Source organism: Leadbetterella sp. DM7 (assembly GCF_040829825.2).
Lineage (GTDB): Bacteria > Bacteroidota > Bacteroidia > Cytophagales > Spirosomataceae > Leadbetterella.
This window is the reverse complement of record NZ_JBFOLH020000008.1, coordinates 130432-151481: the sequence shown is the minus strand read 5'-3', so window position 1 is coordinate 151481 and position 21050 is coordinate 130432. Positions and strand designations below refer to the sequence as shown.

The window sequence follows — 21050 nt, the reverse complement described above, 5'->3', positions numbered from 1 at the left end:
GTGTGAGTTATTTTTAGATTATTCTATCTTATCCCGCTTACCTCCGTTACATCTATTACAAAGGGTTCTAAGATTTTCCAGAGTAGTTTTACCACCATTTGACCAAGGGATTATATGGTCTATTTCAAGCGTAATATTGTGATATTTTGGGATAGAACCACAAATTACACAACTAAATTTATCCCGCTTCAAAATGTCATACCTAAGCCCAAGAGGGATATCCCTTCTATCCTCTGCTTTTATTCCTTTTTTATCATTGCACTTTAATGATTCCTGTATTTCTTCTGATACAGCTATACTTGTATTTTGTACTTCCTCTATGTCCGAATTAACCTTCTGAACAAATGCAATAAGTGCGTTTTTCCAAGACTTCCAACGAATAACATATGATTTAGGCCCAACCACAGAGGGTTTAGTTTTCATCTCTGAAAAAGTTGGTTGTCTTCCATAATATGTCCAAACATTTAAAAGATTCTCAAATCGCTCTTGGTCTGTATATTTTCGACTTGATAAAGGGATTTCTAACCCCGCTTGCTTCATGAGAATATTAAAGCTATTTCTCCCCTTAAAAACAAAACGGGTCATCTCACTATTTGCCTCAAAATCATTTCTCGTAAAAGACTTTGATTTTAGTTTTTTAGAAACCTCTTTCAGTTCTTGAATAATCTCTTCAGGCGAAATCTTCCTATTATCAGTGTGAATGTATTCCTCCTTTATGCCTGCTTTTTTAAGTGCACTAAGCCAGCCTCCAAACCTCCTTCTAATCGTTGATGAGTGGTATTTTGAAACCTCATCAAACTTATTTACAGACAACGGAGGTTCAACGAGTTGGACAACCCTTTTAATTTCTGCCAGCATTGCTTCATCACTGTAGTCTGTAGGTTTGCTGAGTTCAAATTTCATAAGAGTAAGAAGAAGTAAATTCTCTTTATACCAAAATTAAAATAGTATTGTTACACCCGTAGTTTAACACCTTAAAGAAAAACAGTCTCTCCAAAAACTAAGATACCACTTTTCTCTTTTTTATGTATCGGGAATTTATTGCCGGTTCATTTTGATTACTCTTTTTAATTGGTTCCTCAATATAATCGCTTGGTGGATTTTTTAAAATTTGTGAAAACTCTCCACTTGTTATCTTCCTTCTCATGCTAGTAGAAGTATTTAGGGTTAAGTAAATTTATGTTACTATTCTGAGCTAACCACGTTCTTATGATTCAAATAATAGTTACAATTTTGATATATTGTAGATAAATACCTAACTTTTCATCAGTAATTATTAAAGAATAAGCAACTAATTATAAATATCTTATGAAATCAAATACTCAGCAAAATATTGAAAGTGAAATTACTGCCCTGTACGCCACAGTAAATATGATTAATGGTATGGTCAGTAATAGCATTTTAGAAATTCCATATGCAGATAAGGATGTTGTCGTTCGGCCACATGCTGAAGTCCATCAAAAGTTTTTCAATATATTACTAGTCGAGCTTTTATCTGGTCCCCAAAGACCAGTTTTAGGGTTAAATCAACTAAAAGACGAGGATAAAGACCTCGGTTATCTTGCTTATATTCGTGAGGTTTACCACGCTCCACAAATTTATAATATTAATGGTCAAAAACAGCTACAAAAAGCCACTGAGGCTTTTATTTCATGGCTAAATGGAATCAGTGTTGTCGATAATGTTTGGCTTCCTTCTATAGATACAGAGCTAACCTTGGAAATTCGTAGAATTTCCTTTATCAAAATCTGTGGTGATATTTCCAAACATGGGTTTATACGGTTAGATAGAAGAATTAGGGACTTAATAGCCATTTTGGCTAACCATTCTATTACCATATCAGAAGAACAAGCATATTTAATGCTTCCGGAATTCTATGAATGGTTTCATGATGACATCTTTAATTATCACATAAGCAACATTACTGAGTTTTTAAACAACATCACCTGGGCAATTTATGAATACATTGAACCTATACGTGACGGTTCTTTCACTTTGGATGAAAATGCAAACCTGTTAATTATGAATATGTTTGGAGAACTGAAGAGATTTGAACCTCATATTCCTAAATTTACAACTACTCGCTTCCTTAAAATGCGATACTAAGAACCTATTTCATAAAGTCATCTTTGTTTTTGTTATTTAGTAAGTTTTCTATGTTATTAATAGCGGCTGTGATATCATTTTCGTTATTAATCAATTCAGGAATCCAATCTTCCTGAGAGCATGATAGGACGACTCGCCTTTTTAAGCACTCAAATTCTGATTTGAGCTTAATTTTCAAGGCATTTCCGGAAAAAGAAAGTTCGGAAAACAGATTTCTGACAATCTCCTCTTTTTGCTCGGTTTTTACAAATCCGTAAAGCTCTGTAAGGCTTTTTAGGAGTTCGGAAAGTTTTTTGACTTGGTTCAGATTTTCAATCTGTTCAGCCTCTGAAAGCACTCTTTTTGTCTGAAGAGAGAGCAGTTCGTCTTTCAGTCGAGCAACTTCTTCAATGAAAGATTCCGGAGAATATACACCACCTTTCAAAAGAGCAAGCTTGTTGCTTTCTAAATATGAAAGGTCTTCCTGAATCTTTCGTTTCTTTCGGTCTAATTGGTCAGTTTCCTTTTGCTGCTTCTCTTTTGGTTTGGTCAGAGTGCTGTCAACTTGGATATCAATTCTTTTGATTTCTGTTTCAGTGAAATAGAGGGTTTGTAGCTTTTCTTGTATTTTCTCTAGCATAAAAGGTAAATTAAAACTCCTAAATGTGTTTAGGCAGCTAGAATCGCATTTTGAGCGATAATATACAGTACCCTTCTTAAGATAAGGGGTATACACTCTTCTACATTCAGAACATCGAATTACACCCCGAAACGGATAATCGAGTTTTTGGGTGTAGTGTATGCTTGTTTTCTTTGTGGTCAGTTGCTCTTGAACTTTCTCAAATAATTTCTCCGATATTAGGGGTTTGTGACTAATACTCTGAATATATTCTCCTTGTGAATTGAGTATCTTTCCAATATAAAAAGGATTAGATAAAATTCTTCCTACATGACTTTTTTGAAGTGGACTGGAAACCATAGGCATGTCCTTGGGGTCTACAGTCTCATCTAATATTTCAGCCCTTGTCCTTTTTTTGCGAGTAGGTATCGTTGTGAGTGCTTGGTCAGCCGCATAGCGAGCAATATCTGCTATGCTCCATGTACCGGTAGCATATAGCTCAAACATTCTTTTAATGACGGGTGCGCGAACTGGGTCAAATGGTTTATTATCCATAGTACCTGTATTTAAATACCCTATTGGTGCAAGAAAGGTACATATACCTTTATCTCTATTATTCCACGTTGCCAACTTCACCTTTTCGCTTGTTACCCTCGAATGATGCTGAGAGAACATACCATCTATATCCATGTGTAATGCTCCGGAACTGGAGTTATCATACGTAGCATAGACAAAACGGAAATCAACACCTTTGTTCATCAGTTTGCGAATGATGGTATCATCACCTTTATTACGACTGATTCTATCCCAACAAAGACAAATAACTCCTTTGATTAATCCTTGGCTGGCAAACCGTAAAACCTTTTGAAATTTGGGTCTATCAATCCGATACTGCACTACACCATCATCACTCACAATCACATCAAAATCTTCCTTAAACCCGGAGTGCTTTTCTGAGATAATTCCATTGGTGCAAAAGCCAGTAATCGTTAAAGGAGCTATTGCTAAATATTCGCGAGTAGCATACCGTACATTTTCTGCTATCTGATATTCAATTGAATTCTTTTGGTTTTCCGCTTCATCTGTACTTTTCCGGTTATAAATTAAATAGGCATTTCGATATTGTCCGGAAGAGATTTTCGCAAGTATCTCTTTTTCAATTTTATTCTTCTCTTTCATTAGTCTGTTGTGGATTTATCTTACAAATACGACCATCAATTAAATCATATCCTTGCTTGAGCAAATCCTTATATGCACCCCGAAGAACTTGCCCAAGTCCATTTATTAGCATAGTGATTGCTTCGTCTGAAAGCTCATCTTCATTTGAGCTCAATGAGGGACAACACAATGACGGCTCTTTGTTGCTACACAAAGACGTTTGTTGCCCCTCGTTAGGCTCAAACAGAATTACGTCATTTTCATCTTTGTGTAGCTTTGTTACCATACCATATTGAGTATTTAAAAAACAATAGCCTGCTAAGAATGGCGGCGTATTGTCAAACCTTTAATACTCTTTATGGTCTCATCTGTGTTGGTGTTTCGTAAGTCCCATTTTTGTAAAGAAAACCGTGCATTCTTGTCTCTATAAAAACAACTAAAGAGTTCATACACTGAATAGGTGTATGAATTAAAACCCTTCACCCCCATTGCCTATACCAACTGGAGAAACCGAAATCAACTATTCGGTATTAAACCTCAAGACAGATTACAGCACATATACTGTATTGGGAAAACTGGTACCGGAAAGAGTACATTGCTTTGCAATATGGCTCTCGATGACATTCATAAAGGAAATGGTATCTGTGTTATTGACCCTCATGCAGACACTATCGAAAGAATTATGCAAAGTATTCCGGAATACCGGAAACAAGATGTTGTTTTATTTGATGTCAGCAATATAGAATCTCTTCCGGCTTTTAACCCTCTGTTTAATGTACCGCCACATCAAAAACAGCTTGTTGCCTCTGAAATAGTTCTCATTTTTAAAAAGATGTTTGAGGAGAATTGGGGAAATAAATTGGAATACATTTTACGATTTGTCATACTTACGCTCCTTGATTATCCTAATGCTACCCTGCTTGATATTCATGCTCTATTGGTTGATAAAGACTTCCGGAAGAAGGTTCTTCAGCATACTCAAAATCACTATATGCTTTCATTCTGGAATACAGAGTATGCACTCTATACACCCAGTGTCCAAGCAAGCACAATCCTCCCTATCCTAAACAAGATTGGAGTATTCTTGGCAAATGATACCCTTAGAGGTATTTTCGGACAAAGAGAAAGTATCTCTATTGAATACTGTATTAATGAACAAAAGATTTTGCTTTGCAACCTAGCCAAAGGAGTTGTTGGTGAAGACATAGCAAGCATTATCGGAAGTTTCCTCACAACTACTATCCAGGTTACAGCTATGCGAAGGGCTTCACTTCCTCCGGAACAACGTACTCCATTCTATTTCTATCTTGATGAAGCACATTCATTCCTTTCCTCTTCTTTCTCTACTATGCTATCCGAAATCAGGAAGTTTGGCGTTGGCTTGTTCCTCACTCATCAGTTTATGGAGCAATTGGCTCCAGATATTCGAAGCGCCATATTAGGGAATGTTGGTACTATTATTTGTTTTCGACTAGGACTTGATGATGCAAAAGTGATGGAGAAAGAGTTCCACCCTGTCTTTACCTATGATGATTTTATGAATCTACCGAGATTTCATATCTACATAAAACTCCTTATTGATGGGGCTAGTTCGAGGGGGTTTAGTGCCTTTATTCCAAAATAATCTATAAAAATTTAAAACCGAAGCTGGACTTCGGAAGAATTTTCGCTTAATATAAAACTTTTTAGAATTTTCCAAATTATTTTTTATTTAAGAGACGTTATCAGCTTGATGGTTTGATTATTTTCTATAACTTTGCTGTTAGATAAATTTTAATCCTCCCGTTTTTTATTTTCTGTTTTTTTAGGGAGACTATCGTGAAGCGGAAAATCCGCTCTCTGATTTGAAATCTAATCGATTAATTAAGTTTTAATCGATTAATTAAATGTATGAAAGACAAACAGAAAATGCCAGGCTCTTCGAGTAAGAAACCTGGCAAAAAAAGACGATTTGAGCTACGCATATCTGTTGTAGCAGATACTGCTGGCATCCAAATCTTGATTAGCCCGCTTTACTACTTGTTGTTAAGCTCACTTTGGTAAAGCAAACGTTCATGGAGACTCCCACAAAGGGGGTCTCTTTCTTTAAAAGGACATTTCAAAGAATTATAAAGAAAAAGAGCAAATATATTTATTGATTTTCTTATCTGTGATAATACTATAGACGAGTTGTGTTTGTCAATTTTAAATACTCTAAGTATCCACAATACAGTATTTGCTATATTGACTCTCATCGTTCTTTTTATTAATTACCTTTTAACAACCAGAATTAGCTACGAAGCCATCTCAACTATCAGAATTTATATAAAATCTAAATAGCCGGAGGGCTTTATATCCTACAAAATTAATGGTTTATATTAATTTTCAAAAATCTTTTGCAAAAATCTTTTATATTACAACTACATTTTCTTCAACTACATTTACTAGAATTCTTAATTTCTAGTACTAAAATAATATCTCTAACTCTAAAAACTCCAATTAATTTAACCACCACAATCTTGTATAACGTTTCTATAACAATTTATTGTGTAAAACAAATTAAATCATTACATCTTTGTCTCTGTAATTAGAATATTCATTAATTTCTCCTTCTATTTAATCTGCTATTACTTGCTATTCCCATTTCATTAGTGCAATTTTATAAAGAACTTTATAAAAGCCACTTATGAAATCTATCAGCCCTATACTTGCTCATTCATCTTTTTTCTTTGATGACTTGCAGCTCTCAGCCCGCGAGTTCTATGCCAAATTAGAACAAGCAGTACAGTCCTTTGAATATCCTAACCTCTCTTTATACCGAGTACTATTTACAGAAGGCGGCGCATTTTCAGCCCAAAGAGAATACCTCTGTATTCAAAGCAAAGGGTACCTATTCTATATCTGTGCCGCCCCATACGGACGAAGTTTCTTTGTCTCATGGTGGCTTAAAGAACAAACCAATATTCTTTTTATCATCCTCTTAACTATCCCCTTCTTAGGGAGATTGATAGCTCAAAGGACTAGCCAAAAAACGTTTTATCAATTCGATACTGAACTACTATTCAGAGAAAGTATTGAACGAATTATCAAAGCCACCATTGAAGAGCTAAAACACTCAAAAGGACTCCGTAAAAAGTCATTAGATGCTAACAAAAACCATGACTGATAATGGGACTTTCGCAATCACAGGCATTAACAACTCAGTTCTATGACTGGGAAATACGAGGTCGGGGATGGATGGTTACTAAAGAGCCAATTGACCTTGAACCTCCTTTTCATCCGTTCTTTGGGCATAGTGTTGAAACCCCATATATTGATGATGGCAAACATGAGACATTCTTCAGTCGAGCTATACAAAAACTTTTCCCAACAGAGAAACCCAAAGGATATTCATATACCCCACCGGAATACATAGCATTCCCGGCTTTAGAAGACTCTAAGCTAGTTGCATATCGCATTCTCTATTCTAAGCATACGAATATCCGGATAGAGCAAATGGAGCAGTTGTATAAGGTATGCGTACACTGCTCATACCCTATCAGTTTTGAACTGGTGGGAACGGAAAAAGACATCACTTCATACCTCATCTGTGGCAAATCAGATGCTCCATATCTATATAGCCAACTTAAAGCATTCTTTCCTTCATTAGGCATACAACAAGATACGGACTATATTACCCAAATCATTGACTTTACTTCCCTTATCCAAATAACTGATTTTGGACTGGCAGAGGAATTTATGAGACCGCTCGCTATGTCTTCCGGTGGCAATACAGACAGTTATACAAGTCTCTTTGGAGTATTTGAGCAACTGCAAGCCGGGCAACGTATCACGCTACAAATACTTTTCAAGCATGCAGTAAATGACTGGACGGAAAGCATCATAACTTCCGTCTCTGACGAAAACTCTTCAAGCTCATTCTTTATTGATGCTCCGGAAATGCCTCGACTGGCATCCGAAAAGGTCTCCTCTCCCATATTGGGCGTTTGTGTTCGTTTGATTGCTCAGGCAACAAGTGAAGCCGAAGCAAGAGCAATACTGAGTATGGCAGCAGCCTCATATGTCACTGCCTCTCAGTCCCCACATAACCATCTGTTAGAGTTAATCCCGGAGTTGTACCCCCTTGAAAATAGAATGTACGATGTGCTGTATAGAACAACGCATCGTTTTGGCATGCTGTTAAACATAAAGGAGCTTTGTACACTCGCACATTTCCCCACCAGCTCTACAGGAACAAGCAAGCTCATACAGAGCTTGCAGACAACAAAAGCAGCTCCAAGCAGTGTACAAGGACATACGTATGTACTGGGCAAAAATATCCATCATGGGCAAGAAATAACTGTTTCGCTATCACTCGAACAACGCCTCCGGCACACTCATATTATTGGCGTTTCCGGCTCTCGCAAATCCTCATTCATGCTCTCTCTCATCACCCAAGACATTGCTGCCGGTCATGGGTTTGCCGTCTTTGACCCGCACGGAGATTTGATTGAATCTATTTTGCCTTTTGTACCAAAAGAGAGAATTAAAGATGTGGTACTGATTGACCCTAATGACCCGTTTCCTGTTGGGTTAAATATTCTCTCCGCCCACTCAGATATTGAAAGAGAGGTATTAGCAAGTGATTTGGTGGCGGCATTCAAACGGTTTAGTACAAGCTGGGGAGACCAGATGAACAGCATATTCGCAAATACTATCATTGCGTTCTTAGAGAATACTCGTACCGGTACAATTGCTGATGTCAGGCGATTCTTGATTGAAAAAGACTTCCGAGAACAAATACTCCGCACTGTCACCGACCCCGCTATTGTCTATTACTGGCAAAAAGAATTCCCTCTCCTCAAAGGAACCTCCATTGCTTCTATCCTCACCCGTCTTGATACATTCCTCCGTCCAAAGTTGATTCGTCAAATGGTTTCTCAAAAAGAAGGGTTGAATTTTCAAGCCCTGATGGATGAGAATAAAATCATTTTAATGAAGCTATCAGAAGGTATCATTGGAGCGGAAAACAGCTATCTGTTAGGAACATTCATTGTCTCTAAACTGCAGCAAGCCGCAATGGCAAGGCAAGCAATTGCAGAGGATAAACGAAAGCCGTTTTTCATGTACCTGGACGAATTTCAACACTTCATTACACCCTCGCTCTCCTCAATGTTAACTGGGGTTCGCAAGTATAGTGTTGGGTTAGTACTGGCACACCAAAATATGGAACAAATAGCTGGTGTTGATTCAACTCTGGCTGCTGCCACAGCCTCGGCATATACCCGAATTTGTTTCCGATTGGGTGACAATGATGCCAAACGATTAGCCGGGTCGTTTCACTCCTTCGCTCCGGAAGACTTTCTTAACCTCCCAGCAGGTCAAGCTATTGTTAGAGCAGGAAAACGTGAAGATGACTTTTCACTAATTGCTACAACCCTGCTTCCTTCCAAAGAGGCAGGATTTATTTCCGAAATCATACAGTACTCACGTAATACGTATAGCAAAATACTGCCGGTTGAAGTGGTAGCGGTAGAGTCACCAGCCCTCCCGATACAAGAGATTCCTTCTCCCCCACCAACTACCTCAAAACGACCCACTCCACCACCAAAAGCTCCAACGCAGCATAGATATTATCAGCTACTGATTAAAAAGGTTGCCGAAAGCCAAGGGTACAAGGCTTCGCTTGAAATGCCGACTCCTGACGGGAAAGGCAGGGTTGATATTCTGCTTGAAAGAAATGGAGAAAGTATTGCGGTGGAAATTTCTGAAACAACAGATGCTCAGTGGGAAATACATAATATCCAAAAGTGTATCGCAGCAAATTACACAAAAGTCTTTGCGTGTGTAGAAGATATTGGTACCCGTCAAAGATTGAGGCAATTGGTACAAGAAATGCAGCTACGCTCTGATATAGTATCTATTGGCTCTGTTCAGGAACTTATCACCCAATTACAACAAAAGACACCGGATACCGTCATTGAGGAGCGAAAGAAGGGGTATAGGGTCAAAGTGCAGCATAAAGCTATCACACCGGAAGAGGCTCAGATTAAACGAGCAATTATAGAGAGTATCGCAAAGAACACAAAGCCATGATTACTTATCGCCCAAGAGCTTTTCTATAATCTTTTGCAGGCGTTCAATCTCTATATTTTTTGAGGCAATCGTCTCATCCTTTGCGGTGAGGAGTGCTTCATATAGTTCTTTCACTTTCTGAGAAGCATCCTGAGAATCAGAATTATACTCATTTATATATCCTACCTTTGTCCCCCTATTATTTGGTATATGAAACACAACTGGCTGCTGATTCACCAAGTCAGCGGGATTTACATCAAGAACCTTGGCAATTTTATCGAGCATATCAGTTGTAACAGCGATTTTGTTACTTTCATAGAGAGAGTATGTACTTTGAGAAATATTAAGGCTATCGGCGACATTCTCCTGAGAAAGTCCCCTCATTTCACGTATCATTCTAATTTTTGCTCCGTACATGGTATCAAAGGTATAAAGAAAAATTGTATCAGTAATATTTTATTAAACTGGTTAATAGGGATTTTTTCTAACCCCTTACATCTTTGGGTCGAAATTAATTTTTCATAGACACCATCATAGTAATATGATGAATAATGAATACTATACCCAAAAGCTTTTTGTTTTTGGGTATTTTTATTTTCATACAATAACGTAAAATTAGATACACTTATACAAACGTAAATGCATATAAAAAATAAGAAACAGTTTGTATACTTCTCTCTTTCTTTTATTTTTGTCGTAACAACGTTGATTTGAAGTAATTTAAGATACGGATTAGTAGAAACGATGTATTCATAGATATATCTATGAATACCAGCCCAAAGCCACTATGGTTTTGGGCTTTTTTGTTTCCTTATTCTTTATTTTGACCATTATTGCCTAACTATTTTCACTCATATTAATGTGCTTAATAAAGTATTAATTCTACTCATAACACTTTCTCTCTCTTCCATAGATATTTGTTTTCCTAACCATTATCCCTTTATGAAAACAACTATTCTTCTATTTTTCATTATCATCTGTAGCAATTTTGTGTACGCCCAACAATGTAAAACCAAAGTAGAAATTGATGATTTTTCCGGAGAAACTAAACTATACTCTCAGCCTATTGAGATAGTTGCGCGAAATAAATTTGCAGTTATTAAAGGAGAACACCAATCAACTGGATGGTTTTTGCGAATATCATTCGAGAAAGAAAATGGTATTCAGATGCATGTGAGACACGAATCTACACATACCTATAACCCTTCATTAGTAACCGCATTCGACATAAAATTCAATGATGGTTCTGTCATTCGGTTGAGTAACCCCAAAGATATGGGTGTACAAGTGGGTAAGCTGATTGGAAAAAGAGCAAAAGTATACTCTTCCCTGTTCTCTTTAACTGAAGAACAACTCGATGCCTTTGTACTTAATAAGATTGTTAAGTGTCGAGCGGTATTTGCTGATAACTACCTAGACCCTACGTATGAAAAAGAAGTAAAGGATAGCCAAGCAACTCTAGTACAGAAAGAGGCTAAGTGCTTTTTGGAAACCATGGTAAACCAAGAATAATACTACTATGAGAACTCTATTTTATCTATGTTTAGTTGTTACTGCTTCCTCTTGTAATGTATTCTCAGAACCTGCTACTACTGGACTCTCAAAGGACATCACAAATGCCATACCTGAGTGGCTCATTGAACAACTGCAATCAGAGAACATGATTCATGAAGGAAAACGCCCGCCTAATATTGAGGGTAGTTATCTTCTATCCCCTCATACCTTAGTTAAAACATATAATGATGACACTAAAGATATTCGTCCAGGCAATATATTTAATGCGCTCTCATATACATTTCACGGCCAATCCTCAAAAAATCAAAAGATTTCCCTAACATATTATGATGAGGCAGCAGACGAAACAGGGGAAGCAAAAAATGGGTATGTTTCCGGAAATGGCAATTACTTTACCGTTTTTGCAAATAGTACTGGAAAATCTGAAGGTATAAGCTATGGGGCAATATTCATTGTCTCAGGAGAAATCACCCCCACTGGTATTAAAAATTTACGAGAATCCATAACCATCACATATAAACTTCTAGATTTTAATAATAAACTTATGTCTAAAGGAGCCACTAGAATTTTTAAGGATGGTGACGGGTTCTCTGAAAAATATAGCGGCAGATTCAGAATAAATGCTGACAAAGAAAAGATGAATGCCTCTCTCCTGTGTACTATCTGTACAAACAATTCAAATAACTGATATATATCCCTATTCCCATGAAAAAAATACTAGCTCTTTTTATATTCCTCTGCTTTGTTATTTCCTCTATCAACGCTCAAACTATTCGAGCAAAAGGAGGACTGAATGTGAATACCATATCTCTTCGTTCCCCATACGGGAATGAAAGCATAACTGCCCATATCGGCTTCCACTTAGGAGGAACTATAGACATTCCCATATACGAAAAACTTTCCATTGAAAGCGGACTACTCGTATCACAAAAAGGGTTTAGAGAAGTTTATTCTGAAGAAGAATTCCGCTATAGTCCAGTCTATTTAGATATTCCGACAGTCGGTAAATACAAATATGAGTTGAATAATACCTTTTCTGTCTATGGTACATTGGGTATTTATTTAGGATTTGGTATTGGAGGTTTTACTCGAAAAATTGATACTTTCCAGGGAATAAATTCATATAAAAAGCCTATTATTTGGGGAAGTCATTACAACGCTGATTTCAAAGCAGCGGACGCAGGTATTATACTAGGAGGTGGAATTGAATTTAATGTATTTCAAGTTGGTATTTCTCATACTATTGGCGTAGCAAATATCTCACCGTACAGTATGGCTGGATATAACTTAGCTAACAGAGTTTTTTCACTTTCGCTTGGCTATAAACTATCTGAATCTAATTAAAGAACCTTCACTTGTATGAAAAAATCATTCCTCCTCCTCTGTTATCTGTTCTTATCCATCAATATAGTAGCACAATCTGTAAAAGCTGATGTGATTATTAAAAAAGACAACATGAAAATCGAAGCTATTATTCAGGAAATAAACAGCACTACTATTAAATACAAGCGTTTCTCTAATCAAACAGGACCTATTTTTACGATAGAGAAATCCAAAGTAGCCTCAGTTCTCTATGCAAATGGTGAGGTAGAAAGTTTTGAAAACACTTCACCAAATAGAGATATTCAAGTTGCCGAATCCGTTGTACCTGGAAATTCTTTTGAGAAGAGGATACGTCGGGAGAATGATATAGAATTGAAAAAAATGTATGCTCTTGAAAAAAATTACGTTAAAAACAGAAGAGTTCAGGGAAGTATTTGCCTGGGATTAAGTGGAGTCGGACTCATTACGGCTATGATAGCCAATCAAAGCGGTCCTAGTACTAACCCATACTCAGCTATTACTTCTGAAGACGTTTTTCAGCTAGGGGTAATAGGAGCAATTGGCTTTGGAGTAAGCGGTGCATTAACATTTATAAATATGGGGAAACATAAATCCAGAGTGAAGGCAATCGAGCAGGAATTTTTGAGACGAAATATAAAATCCGACTCTTTCTCTTTTAAAATTCAGCCAAGCTATAACCCTTTATTACATGCTCCAACTATAGCATTGCGTGCAAGTTTTTAACGTAACAGTTTGTTAGAAAATGAGGCTCCCTTTTTAGGTAGCCTCATTGTGTAGAACCATATTTACTTTTTCTAACAGTATTCTATTAGGAACCGTTATTCCATTTTCCCACGAACAAATAGTTGAACCATCAACAGAAATCAGCTTTCCCATTTTCTTTTGACTTAACCCATGTGTTAGCCGATATGCTTTGATTCTTGTTCCGATAGTCTCCTTTGAAGTCTCGAAAGGGTTATACCCGAGAAAATCTATTATTCTCGGATAAAAATGAATTTGCGGCTCGCTCCTACCATTTTCCCAACCGGTGATTGAGTCTATACAAATATTGAGTATCTCGGCAACATCACTTTGTAATAGATGTAAATCCATTCTCCGTTTACGAATATGCTCACCCATGGTCTCGGGTTCTTCCGGATACCAGTATGTCCGTGGTTTAGCCACTGTTTTTTCGTATCGCAAAAAAGGCAACGCAACCATGCCCCTGCGGTTATTATAACCACCCGGACAAGCAATGCACCTGTCCGCCGGGAGCCGTTGAAAAATACCTCAATAAAGTATCAGGCCCCCTGCTCGACCGGATCGACCTGCACGTGGAGGTAACTCCCGTCAACTTTGAACAGATCTCCAGCACCCGGAAAAATGAAACCTCTGCCGTGATCCGCGAACGGGTAGTGAACGCCCGGCAGATCCAGGTTGAACGCTACAAAGACCTCCCCTGCGTCCATTGCAACGCTATGATGCCGGCCGAGATGGTCAAAAATATCTGTGAGATAGGTGATGCAGGAAGGCTGCTACTGAAAAGGGCCATGGAAAAGGTAGGGCTATCGGCCCGTGCCTATGACCGTATCCTGAAGGTCTCCCGCACCATTGCCGACCTGGCCGCATCAGAGGAAATCAGGATTGAGCACCTGGCTGAGGCTATTCAGTACAGGAGCCTGGATCGGGAGAACTGGGCAGGATGATTTAACCACATAGATACATAGATCATGGTAACTAAAAAATACCTGGACAGCCTTACCTATGAAATAATCGGTGGAGCTAGGGACAAAAAACCTTTGTCAATGAATATTTCAGGACTCTACCTAGTCAATAAGACTATGTATCTATGTGGTTAAAACAATTCTACATGGTACCGGTAAAACATTTGAATGCAATAATTTAACCACATAGATACATAGATTATGATCACTAAAAAATACCTTGACGACCTCACATATCAAATAATCGGTGGTGCTATTGAAGTTCACAAATTTATGGGAAGAGGTTTGCTGGAGAGCATTTATCATCAATGTTTAAAAGAAGAACTTATGCATAGAAAAATAAATTTTCTCACAGAAATGAACGTCCCGGTGGTGTATAAAGAGAAAACACTTGATATGAATTTCAGGTGCGATTTATTGGTAGAACACAGTATCGTAGTGGAATTGAAATCTGTACACGAAATAGTACCGGCACATGAAGCTCAGCTACTCAGCTATATGAAACTACTGCGATGTCCAAAGGGCATACTTATCAACTTCAACTGCTTTAACCTATTTAAAGAAGGGCAGAGAACCTTTGTCAATGAATATTTCAGAACTCTGCCCGGTCAATAATACTATGTATCTATGTGGTTAAAGAAATTATAACTTTCAGAGATTGACTAAACCCAGAAGGAGGCGACTCAGTAACAAAGCCCGGATCGGGAGAACTGTGCGGGATGATTTAACCACATAGATACATAGATCATGGTAACTAAAAAATACCTGGACAACCTCACCTATGAAATAATCGGTGGAGCTAGGGACAAAAACCTTTGTCAATGAATATTTCAGGACTCTACATGGTCAATAAAACTATGTATCTATGTGGTAAAAACAAGTCTACATGGTGCCGGTAAAACATTTAAATACAATAATTTAACCACATAGATACATAGATTATGATCACTAAAAAATACCTGGACAACCTCACCTATGAAATAATCGGTGGAGCTAGGGACAAAAAACCTTTGTCAATGAATATTTCAGGACTCTACCTGGTCAATAAAACTATGTATCTATGTGGTAAAAACAATTCTACATGGTGCCGGTAGAACATTTAAATGCAATAATTTAACCACATAGATACATAGATTATGATCACTAAAAAATACCTGGACGACCTCACCTATGAAATAATCGGTGGAGCTAGGGACAAAAAACCTTTGTCAATGAATATTTCAGGATTCTACCTAGTCAATAAAACTATTTATCTATGTGGTAAAAACAATTCTACATGGTACCGGTAGAACATTCGAATGCAATAATTTAACCACATAAATACATAGATTATGATCACTAAAAAATACCTGGACAACCTCACCTATGAAATAATCGGTGGAGCTAGGGACAAAAACCTTTGTCAATGAATATTTCAGGACTCTACCTGGTCAATAAAACTATGTATCTATGTGGTTAAACCAAATATAACTTTCCGAAATTAACTGACCTCAAAAGGGAATAAGTCGGTTACAAATTGTAACCAACTAAAAATGCAGTCAGCTGACGGTAAATTTTACAATACCTATGTTGCCGATACCGAATAGCGTATTCCTGCCAAATGGATTCTCCATCACTTATTAAAAAAAAACCGCAAATGCAGGAGCCACCAAAACCCCACAAATTTTTTCATCACCTCACACATTCCACCCCTCACCTTGCCTCCATCCATTTTTTAACTATCTTTGAGAACCCGCTCAAAAAACTGTAACGGTGCAGGAGCGACGGGAAAACAGCTGAATACAAATTGCGTGCAGCATTGGCGCGTTAGGATATAAAAAGCAACAGAAAATGGGTACAAGCACAGGTTTACGGTCTCCCGGCCTACGGTTCCGGCAGGCTATGCAGGAAGAAAATCCCCTCCAGATTGTCGGAGCCATCAATGCCAACCACGCCTTGCTGGCGCAACAGGCCGGCTTTAACGCCATTTATTTGTCGGGAGGCGGTGTGGCGGCCGGCTCACTGGGAATTCCTGACCTGGGGATCACTACCCTGGAAGATGTGCTGATCGATATTCAACGCATTACCAACGTATGCGACCTGCCTTTGCTGGTGGATGTAGACACCGGCTTCGGCCCTTCTGCATTCAACGTGGCTCGTACCGTAAAGTCACTGATCAAGGCAGGTGCTGCGGCCCTGCACATCGAAGACCAGGTGGGTGCAAAACGGTGCGGACACCGCCCGGGAAAGGAAGTGGTGAGCCTGGAAGAAATGACCGACCGGCTGAAGGCCGCTACCGATGCCCGCACGGATGAAAATTTTGTTATCGGGGCCAGAACCGATGCCTTTGCCGGTGAAGGCCTTGAAAAAACGCTGGAAAGGGCCGCTGCCTATAAAGAGGCCGGGGCCGACTTCATTTTTGCCGAGGCCGTGAATGACCTGAGCCTTTACCCGAAATTTGTGGAGGCAACGGGCATCCCCGTACTGGCCAATATTACCGAATTCGGGATGATTAAAATGTATACGGTAGACGAGCTGAAAGCGGCCGGCGTAGGATTGGTCCTGTACCCGCTCTCGGCATTCCGTGCAGCCAACAAAGCGGCGTATACCGTTTACGAGCATATCCGGAAAGACGGTACACAGGCCCATGTAGTAGATATCATGCAAACACGTGAGGAGCTCTATAAAAGCATCGGCTACCACGACTACGAACAAAAACTGGATAACCTCTTTAAAAAGAATAAAGATGTCGGATAACGAAGTAACATTCAAACCCAAGAAAAGCGTAGCGCTTTCAGGGGTGACCGCAGGCAATACGGCGCTTTGCAGTGTCGGCAAAAGCGGCAATGACCTCCATTACCGGGGGTATAACATCCTGGATCTGGCCGAAAAAGCCCGGTTTGAAGAAACGGCTTATCTACTGATCCACGGCGCTCTGCCCACAGCGGCTCAGCTGAGAAGCTATACCGCCAGGCTGAAAGGATTGAGAGGTTTACCGCTGGCCTTAAAAAATGTTTTGAAAAACCTGCCGGCCGCCGCTCACCCCATGGACGTGCTGCGAACGGCCGCTTCGGTGCTCGGCACTTTACTGCCGGAAAAAGACGACCATAGCGCCGCAGGAGCCCGGGATATAGCCGACAAGCTGCTGGCCTCATTCAGCTCGGCCCTGCTGTATTGGTATCATTATTCGCATAACGGGAAAGAAATAGAGGTGGAAACCGACGATGATACCATAGGCGGGCATTTTCTGCACCTCTTGCACGGCCAAAAACCTTCTGACGAGTGGGTAAAAGCCATGCAGATCTCCCTGAACCTGTATGCGGAGCACGAATTCAATGCTTCCACGTTTACAAGCCGGGTCATTGCGGGCACGGGTTCTGATATATATTCATCTGTCACCGGGGCTATTGGTGCCTTGAGAGGCCCCAAGCACGGCGGCGCCAATGAGGTGGCCTTCGATATCCAGAGCCGTTATCATTCGCCCGATGAGGCAGAGCAGGATATCCGCAGACGCCTGGAAAACAAAGAGGTGATCATCGGTTTCGGGCATCCTGTTTATACCATTTCCGACCCGCGGAACGTGGTCATTAAAAAAGTGGCCCGGGAGCTGTCGGAAGAGGCCGGTGATATGCTTCTGTACGATATTGCCGAAAGACTGGAAACCGTTATGTGGGCAGAAAAGAAAATGTTCCCGAACCTCGATTGGTTCTCGGCCGTATCCTATCATCTGATGGGTGTACCTACCCTGATGTTCACGCCGTTATTTGTTGTTTCCAGGGTTACAGGCTGGAGCGCGCATATCATTGAGCAAAGACAGGATGGTAAGATCATCCGTCCCAGCGCTAATTATACCGGGCCGGAAAACAGGGAATTTGTACCTGTAGAAAAGCGATGAATAAATTGACAATGGACAATTGACAATGAAGGAGAATGCTATCAGAGAGAAATCATTTGAATTTGCGTTGAGAATAGTAAAACTCTCCAAGCATCTGATGGATGAAAAAAGAGAATTTGTAATAAGTAAACAGCTGATTCGTTGTGGTACCGCTATCGGTGCATTAGTAAGAGAAGCTGAACAGGCTGAAAGCAAAAAAGACTTTATTCATAAGCTCTCTATCAGCTTAAAAGAAGCAAATGAAGCAGAATATTGGTTGGAACTTTTACACATGTCTGCTTATTTGAGTGAAAAAGAATTCGCTTCAGTCTCATCTGACCTCAAACAACTATTACGATTATTAACTGCCATAATTAAAACTTCAAAAGTCAAATCATAACCCAAATTGTCAATTGTCAACTGTCAATTGTCAATTAAAAAATATCTATAAATGAGTTATATTTCAAATCAACGGCCGCAGCCGGACCAGGTATTAACGGATATTGCCGATTATGTATTAAAGTATGAAATTACGAACGATTTAGCCTGGAAAACGGCTCACTACTGTCTCCTGGATACAATCGGTTGCGGACTGGAGGCATTGACCTATCCTGCCTGCACCAAGCTGCTGGGGCCTGTGGTAAAAGGTACGATTGTTCCCAACGGCGCCAAAGTGCCGGGCACACCCTACCAGCTCGACCCCGTACAGGCCGCCTTCAATATCGGGGCAATCATTCGCTGGCTGGATTTTAATGATACCTGGCTGGCCGCCGAATGGGGTCACCCCTCGGATAACCTGGGCGGTATCCTGGCCACGGCCGACTGGCTTTCGAGAACACACATTGCCGAAGGGAAAGCCCCTTTAAAAATGAAGCAGGTGCTGGAGGCCATGATCATGGCGCACGAGATCCAGGGAGTTATTGCCCTGGAAAATTCGTTTAACAAAGTCGGTCTTGACCACGTATTGCTGGTAAAGCTGGCGTCTACCGCCGTAGTGGGCAAGCTGATCGGCCTGAGCCGCGACGAGCTGGTGAATGCCATTTCATTGGCCTTTGTAGACGGGCAATCGTTACGAACGTATCGTCACGCTCCGAATACCGGCAGCCGTAAGTCGTGGGCAGCCGGTGATGCCACCTCGCGGGCCGTTCGCCTGGCATTGATCGCCCAAACCGGCGAAATGGGTTACCCTTCCGTGCTGACCGCCAGAACCTGGGGCTTTTACGATGTCTCTTTCAAGGGAAATGAATTCCGGTTCCAGCGGGATTACGGCTCTTATGTCATGGAAAACGTGCTGTTCAAGATTTCTTTCCCTGCGGAGTTCCACTCCCAGACCGCCGTAGAAGCCGCCATGACCTTACACCACCGGTTGAAAGAATCGGGAAAAACCGCAGAAGATATCCGGAAAATCACCATCCGTACCCATGAAGCGGCTATCCGTATCATTGACAAGAAAGGCCCGCTGAATAACCCGGCCGACCGCGATCACTGCATCCAGTATATGGTGGCCGTACCGTTGATTTACGGAAGACTGACCGCAGCCGATTACGAAGACAGGATAGCGGCCGATCCCCGGATCGATATCCTTCGCGATACAATGGAATGCGTGGAAGATCCCCGGTTTACAAAAGATTATCATGATCCGGAAAAACGCTCCATTGCCAATGCGCTCACTGTAACGTTAAATGACGGAACGGTTTTAGATGAGGTGATCGTGGAATACCCTATCGGCCATAAGCGGAGAAGAGAAGAGGGCATCCCGGAATTGATAAAGAAATACAAAATCAACCTGGCCCGTATTTTCTCTGAAAAGCAACAGAGAACCGTGCTGGAAAATACCCTGGAATACGACCGGCTGATCCAGCTGGATGTCAACCGGTTTGTAGATATGCTGGCGCTTTGAGCCTTTGCCCTGCAGGAACCGTCTCAAGGCGTGTTCCTGCAGGGCCGGTCCTTATAAGCCCATGGCCATTTCGGGCTCATCGGTGGTCAGGTAATCGATTCCCTGCTTTAACAGGCTTTCCATCACCTCCTGCTTGTTCACCGTCCAGGCATTGGTGCTTAATCCCAGTGATTTCGCTTTTTTCAGCCAGTCGGGGTTTTTCTCAAAAACAGAAAAATGGTAATCCAGGCCGGGTATGCCGGCAGCTTTCAGCACATCCGGTGATTTGTCGCCGGTTAGGTATTGTACCCTGGCTTTTTTATCCAGTGCCACCAGCTTCAGGCTTGCTTCGTAGCTGAAGCTGATGAAAACCGTGTGTTTCAGCAATTTATATTTCTTTACCATTTTCCAGGTCTCCTCTGCTGCTTTCTCTGAGGCTGCAGCGCCTGAAGGGGCCACTTTTATTTCCGCAAAAAGCAACGTGTTGGGGTATTTCTTTGCCAGCTTCAGAAAGCTCTCCAGCAGGGGCAGGTCTTCTCCGTTTTTCAGCTTGGTCTTGTTCAGGTCGGCATAGGTGTGCTCTTCAATGCGCAAGCCGGCGTAATCTGCATCGTGATTGATGACCAGCTTGCCGTCGAGCGTCCTGTTGATATCAAATTCTGATCCGCCACACTTCATTTCAAAAGCATGCTTCAGCGATTCCAGCGAATTCTGAGGGGCGCCCGTGTTTTTCCAGGCTCCGCGGTGGGCCACTACTTTACTCTGAGCCATAGATAAATGGGCAATCATTGCCAGTAAAACTACAGAAATAATACGCATATATTCTTTTTTTAGAGCCTAAAGATAGATTATTGAAACCGG

19 protein-coding genes and 1 pseudogene are annotated in these 21050 nt (G+C 40.4%); 14 read left to right on the top strand and 6 right to left on the bottom strand.

Going from position 1 to position 21050, the window contains the following annotated elements:
* Positions 1–18: 18 nt before the first annotated feature.
* Positions 19–903, bottom strand: coding sequence for a homing endonuclease associated repeat-containing protein (locus AB2U10_RS11300; RefSeq protein ID WP_367914597.1), 885 nt, complete (start codon positions 901–903; stop codon positions 19–21).
* 405 nt (positions 904–1308) lie between these two features.
* On the opposite strand from AB2U10_RS11300, the gene AB2U10_RS11295 reads away from it, so the two are divergent.
* Positions 1309–2106, top strand: a complete 798-nt coding sequence (locus AB2U10_RS11295) for a hypothetical protein (RefSeq protein ID WP_367914598.1) — start codon at positions 1309–1311, stop codon at positions 2104–2106.
* Positions 2107–2110: 4 nt separating this feature from the next.
* On the opposite strand, the gene AB2U10_RS11290 is transcribed toward AB2U10_RS11295, so the two are convergent.
* Entirely contained in the window at positions 2111–3883 is a 1773-nt protein-coding gene (locus AB2U10_RS11290; protein ID WP_367914599.1) for a recombinase family protein, read from the bottom strand.
* Positions 3867–4148: a hypothetical protein gene (locus AB2U10_RS11285; RefSeq protein WP_367914600.1), complete on the bottom strand. Its 282-nt coding sequence runs from the start codon at positions 4146–4148 to the stop codon at positions 3867–3869. Before AB2U10_RS11285 ends, AB2U10_RS11290 begins: the two co-directional genes overlap by 17 nt.
* 174 nt (positions 4149–4322) lie before the next feature.
* Between AB2U10_RS11285 and AB2U10_RS11280 the strand changes: the two genes are divergently transcribed.
* From AB2U10_RS11280 to AB2U10_RS11270, 3 genes are all read left to right on the top strand, one after another.
* Positions 4323–5486, top strand: coding sequence for a type IV secretory system conjugative DNA transfer family protein (locus tag AB2U10_RS11280; protein WP_367914601.1), 1164 nt, complete (start codon positions 4323–4325; stop codon positions 5484–5486).
* Positions 5487–6527: 1041 nt separating this feature from the next.
* On the top strand, positions 6528–7007 hold the full coding sequence (locus AB2U10_RS11275; protein ID WP_367914602.1) for a hypothetical protein: 480 nt from the start codon (positions 6528–6530) through the stop codon (positions 7005–7007).
* Positions 7008–7009: 2 nt separating this feature from the next.
* Complete coding sequence (locus AB2U10_RS11270; protein WP_367914603.1) at positions 7010–9916, top strand: type IV secretory system conjugative DNA transfer family protein; 2907 nt, start codon at positions 7010–7012, stop codon at positions 9914–9916.
* Here the strand turns inward: AB2U10_RS11270 and AB2U10_RS11265 are convergent, their stop codons facing one another.
* Positions 9917–10312: a helix-turn-helix domain-containing protein gene (locus tag AB2U10_RS11265; protein ID WP_367914604.1), complete on the bottom strand. Its 396-nt coding sequence runs from the start codon at positions 10310–10312 to the stop codon at positions 9917–9919. It lies immediately after the preceding gene.
* A 525-nt stretch (positions 10313–10837) separates the two neighbouring features.
* On the opposite strand from AB2U10_RS11265, the gene AB2U10_RS11260 reads away from it, so the two are divergent.
* The 4 genes from AB2U10_RS11260 to AB2U10_RS11245 are packed head-to-tail and all read left to right on the top strand — an operon-like array spanning position 10838 to position 13477.
* Complete coding sequence (locus AB2U10_RS11260) at positions 10838–11407, top strand: hypothetical protein (RefSeq protein ID WP_367914605.1); 570 nt, start codon at positions 10838–10840, stop codon at positions 11405–11407.
* A gap of 7 nt (positions 11408–11414) precedes the next feature.
* Positions 11415–12098 (top strand): hypothetical protein, encoded by a 684-nt coding sequence (locus tag AB2U10_RS11255; RefSeq protein ID WP_367914606.1) that lies wholly within the window; start codon positions 11415–11417, stop codon positions 12096–12098.
* Between the two features lie 17 nt (positions 12099–12115).
* On the top strand, positions 12116–12754 hold the full coding sequence (locus AB2U10_RS11250) for a porin family protein (protein WP_367914607.1): 639 nt from the start codon (positions 12116–12118) through the stop codon (positions 12752–12754).
* A gap of 15 nt (positions 12755–12769) precedes the next feature.
* The gene (locus AB2U10_RS11245; RefSeq protein WP_367914608.1) at positions 12770–13477 is read left to right on the top strand and encodes a hypothetical protein; all 708 of its coding nucleotides are present in this window, start codon (positions 12770–12772) and stop codon (positions 13475–13477) included.
* 33 nt (positions 13478–13510) lie between these two features.
* On the opposite strand, the gene AB2U10_RS11240 is transcribed toward AB2U10_RS11245, so the two are convergent.
* Entirely contained in the window at positions 13511–13873 is a 363-nt protein-coding gene (locus AB2U10_RS11240) for a helix-turn-helix domain-containing protein (protein ID WP_493820515.1), read from the bottom strand.
* 77 nt (positions 13874–13950) lie between these two features.
* On the opposite strand from AB2U10_RS11240, the pseudogene AB2U10_RS11235 reads away from it, so the two are divergent.
* The 6 genes and pseudogenes from AB2U10_RS11235 to AB2U10_RS11210 all read left to right on the top strand — a co-directional run.
* Positions 13951–14439, top strand: a pseudogene (locus AB2U10_RS11235) (magnesium chelatase subunit ChlI family protein); the annotation flags it as partial.
* Positions 14440–14658: 219 nt separating this feature from the next.
* On the top strand, positions 14659–15072 hold the full coding sequence (locus AB2U10_RS11230) for a GxxExxY protein (protein WP_367914609.1): 414 nt from the start codon (positions 14659–14661) through the stop codon (positions 15070–15072).
* 1215 nt (positions 15073–16287) lie between these two features.
* Complete coding sequence (gene prpB / locus AB2U10_RS11225) at positions 16288–17193, top strand: methylisocitrate lyase (protein ID WP_367914610.1); 906 nt, start codon at positions 16288–16290, stop codon at positions 17191–17193.
* Positions 17183–18331 carry a bifunctional 2-methylcitrate synthase/citrate synthase gene (gene prpC, locus AB2U10_RS11220; protein WP_367914611.1) on the top strand — a complete coding sequence of 383 codons (1149 nt, stop codon included), beginning with the start codon at positions 17183–17185 and terminating at the stop codon, positions 18329–18331. Before prpB ends, prpC begins: the two co-directional genes overlap by 11 nt.
* 25 nt (positions 18332–18356) lie before the next feature.
* Positions 18357–18710, top strand: a complete 354-nt coding sequence (locus AB2U10_RS11215; RefSeq protein ID WP_367914612.1) for a four helix bundle protein — start codon at positions 18357–18359, stop codon at positions 18708–18710.
* A gap of 51 nt (positions 18711–18761) precedes the next feature.
* Positions 18762–20210, top strand: coding sequence for a bifunctional 2-methylcitrate dehydratase/aconitate hydratase (locus AB2U10_RS11210; protein ID WP_367914613.1), 1449 nt, complete (start codon positions 18762–18764; stop codon positions 20208–20210).
* Positions 20211–20261: 51 nt separating this feature from the next.
* Here the strand turns inward: AB2U10_RS11210 and AB2U10_RS11205 are convergent, their stop codons facing one another.
* Positions 20262–21008, bottom strand: coding sequence for a glycerophosphodiester phosphodiesterase (locus AB2U10_RS11205; RefSeq protein WP_367914614.1), 747 nt, complete (start codon positions 21006–21008; stop codon positions 20262–20264).
* Between the last annotated feature and the right edge of the window lie 42 nt (positions 21009–21050).

Coding starts and splice junctions, on each gene's coding strand:
- AB2U10_RS11295 (WP_367914598.1), top strand. CDS start 1,309: ATGAAATCAAATACTCAGCAAAATATTGAAAGTGAAATTACTGCCCTG.
- AB2U10_RS11300 (WP_367914597.1), bottom strand. CDS start 903: ATGAAATTTGAACTCAGCAAACCTACAGACTACAGTGATGAAGCAATG.
- AB2U10_RS11250 (WP_367914607.1), top strand. CDS start 12,116: ATGAAAAAAATACTAGCTCTTTTTATATTCCTCTGCTTTGTTATTTCC.
- AB2U10_RS11210 (WP_367914613.1), top strand. CDS start 18,762: ATGAGTTATATTTCAAATCAACGGCCGCAGCCGGACCAGGTATTAACG.
- AB2U10_RS11290 (WP_367914599.1), bottom strand. CDS start 3,883: ATGAAAGAGAAGAATAAAATTGAAAAAGAGATACTTGCGAAAATCTCT.
- AB2U10_RS11255 (WP_367914606.1), top strand. CDS start 11,415: ATGAGAACTCTATTTTATCTATGTTTAGTTGTTACTGCTTCCTCTTGT.
- AB2U10_RS11205 (WP_367914614.1), bottom strand. CDS start 21,008: ATGCGTATTATTTCTGTAGTTTTACTGGCAATGATTGCCCATTTATCT.
- AB2U10_RS11285 (WP_367914600.1), bottom strand. CDS start 4,148: ATGGTAACAAAGCTACACAAAGATGAAAATGACGTAATTCTGTTTGAG.
- AB2U10_RS11240 (WP_493820515.1), bottom strand. CDS start 13,873: ATGGGTGAGCATATTCGTAAACGGAGAATGGATTTACATCTATTACAA.
- prpB (WP_367914610.1), top strand. CDS start 16,288: ATGGGTACAAGCACAGGTTTACGGTCTCCCGGCCTACGGTTCCGGCAG.
- AB2U10_RS11265 (WP_367914604.1), bottom strand. CDS start 10,312: ATGTACGGAGCAAAAATTAGAATGATACGTGAAATGAGGGGACTTTCT.
- AB2U10_RS11245 (WP_367914608.1), top strand. CDS start 12,770: ATGAAAAAATCATTCCTCCTCCTCTGTTATCTGTTCTTATCCATCAAT.
- AB2U10_RS11230 (WP_367914609.1), top strand. CDS start 14,659: ATGATCACTAAAAAATACCTTGACGACCTCACATATCAAATAATCGGT.
- AB2U10_RS11270 (WP_367914603.1), top strand. CDS start 7,010: ATGGGACTTTCGCAATCACAGGCATTAACAACTCAGTTCTATGACTGG.
- prpC (WP_367914611.1), top strand. CDS start 17,183: ATGTCGGATAACGAAGTAACATTCAAACCCAAGAAAAGCGTAGCGCTT.
- AB2U10_RS11215 (WP_367914612.1), top strand. CDS start 18,357: ATGAAGGAGAATGCTATCAGAGAGAAATCATTTGAATTTGCGTTGAGA.
- AB2U10_RS11275 (WP_367914602.1), top strand. CDS start 6,528: ATGAAATCTATCAGCCCTATACTTGCTCATTCATCTTTTTTCTTTGAT.
- AB2U10_RS11260 (WP_367914605.1), top strand. CDS start 10,838: ATGAAAACAACTATTCTTCTATTTTTCATTATCATCTGTAGCAATTTT.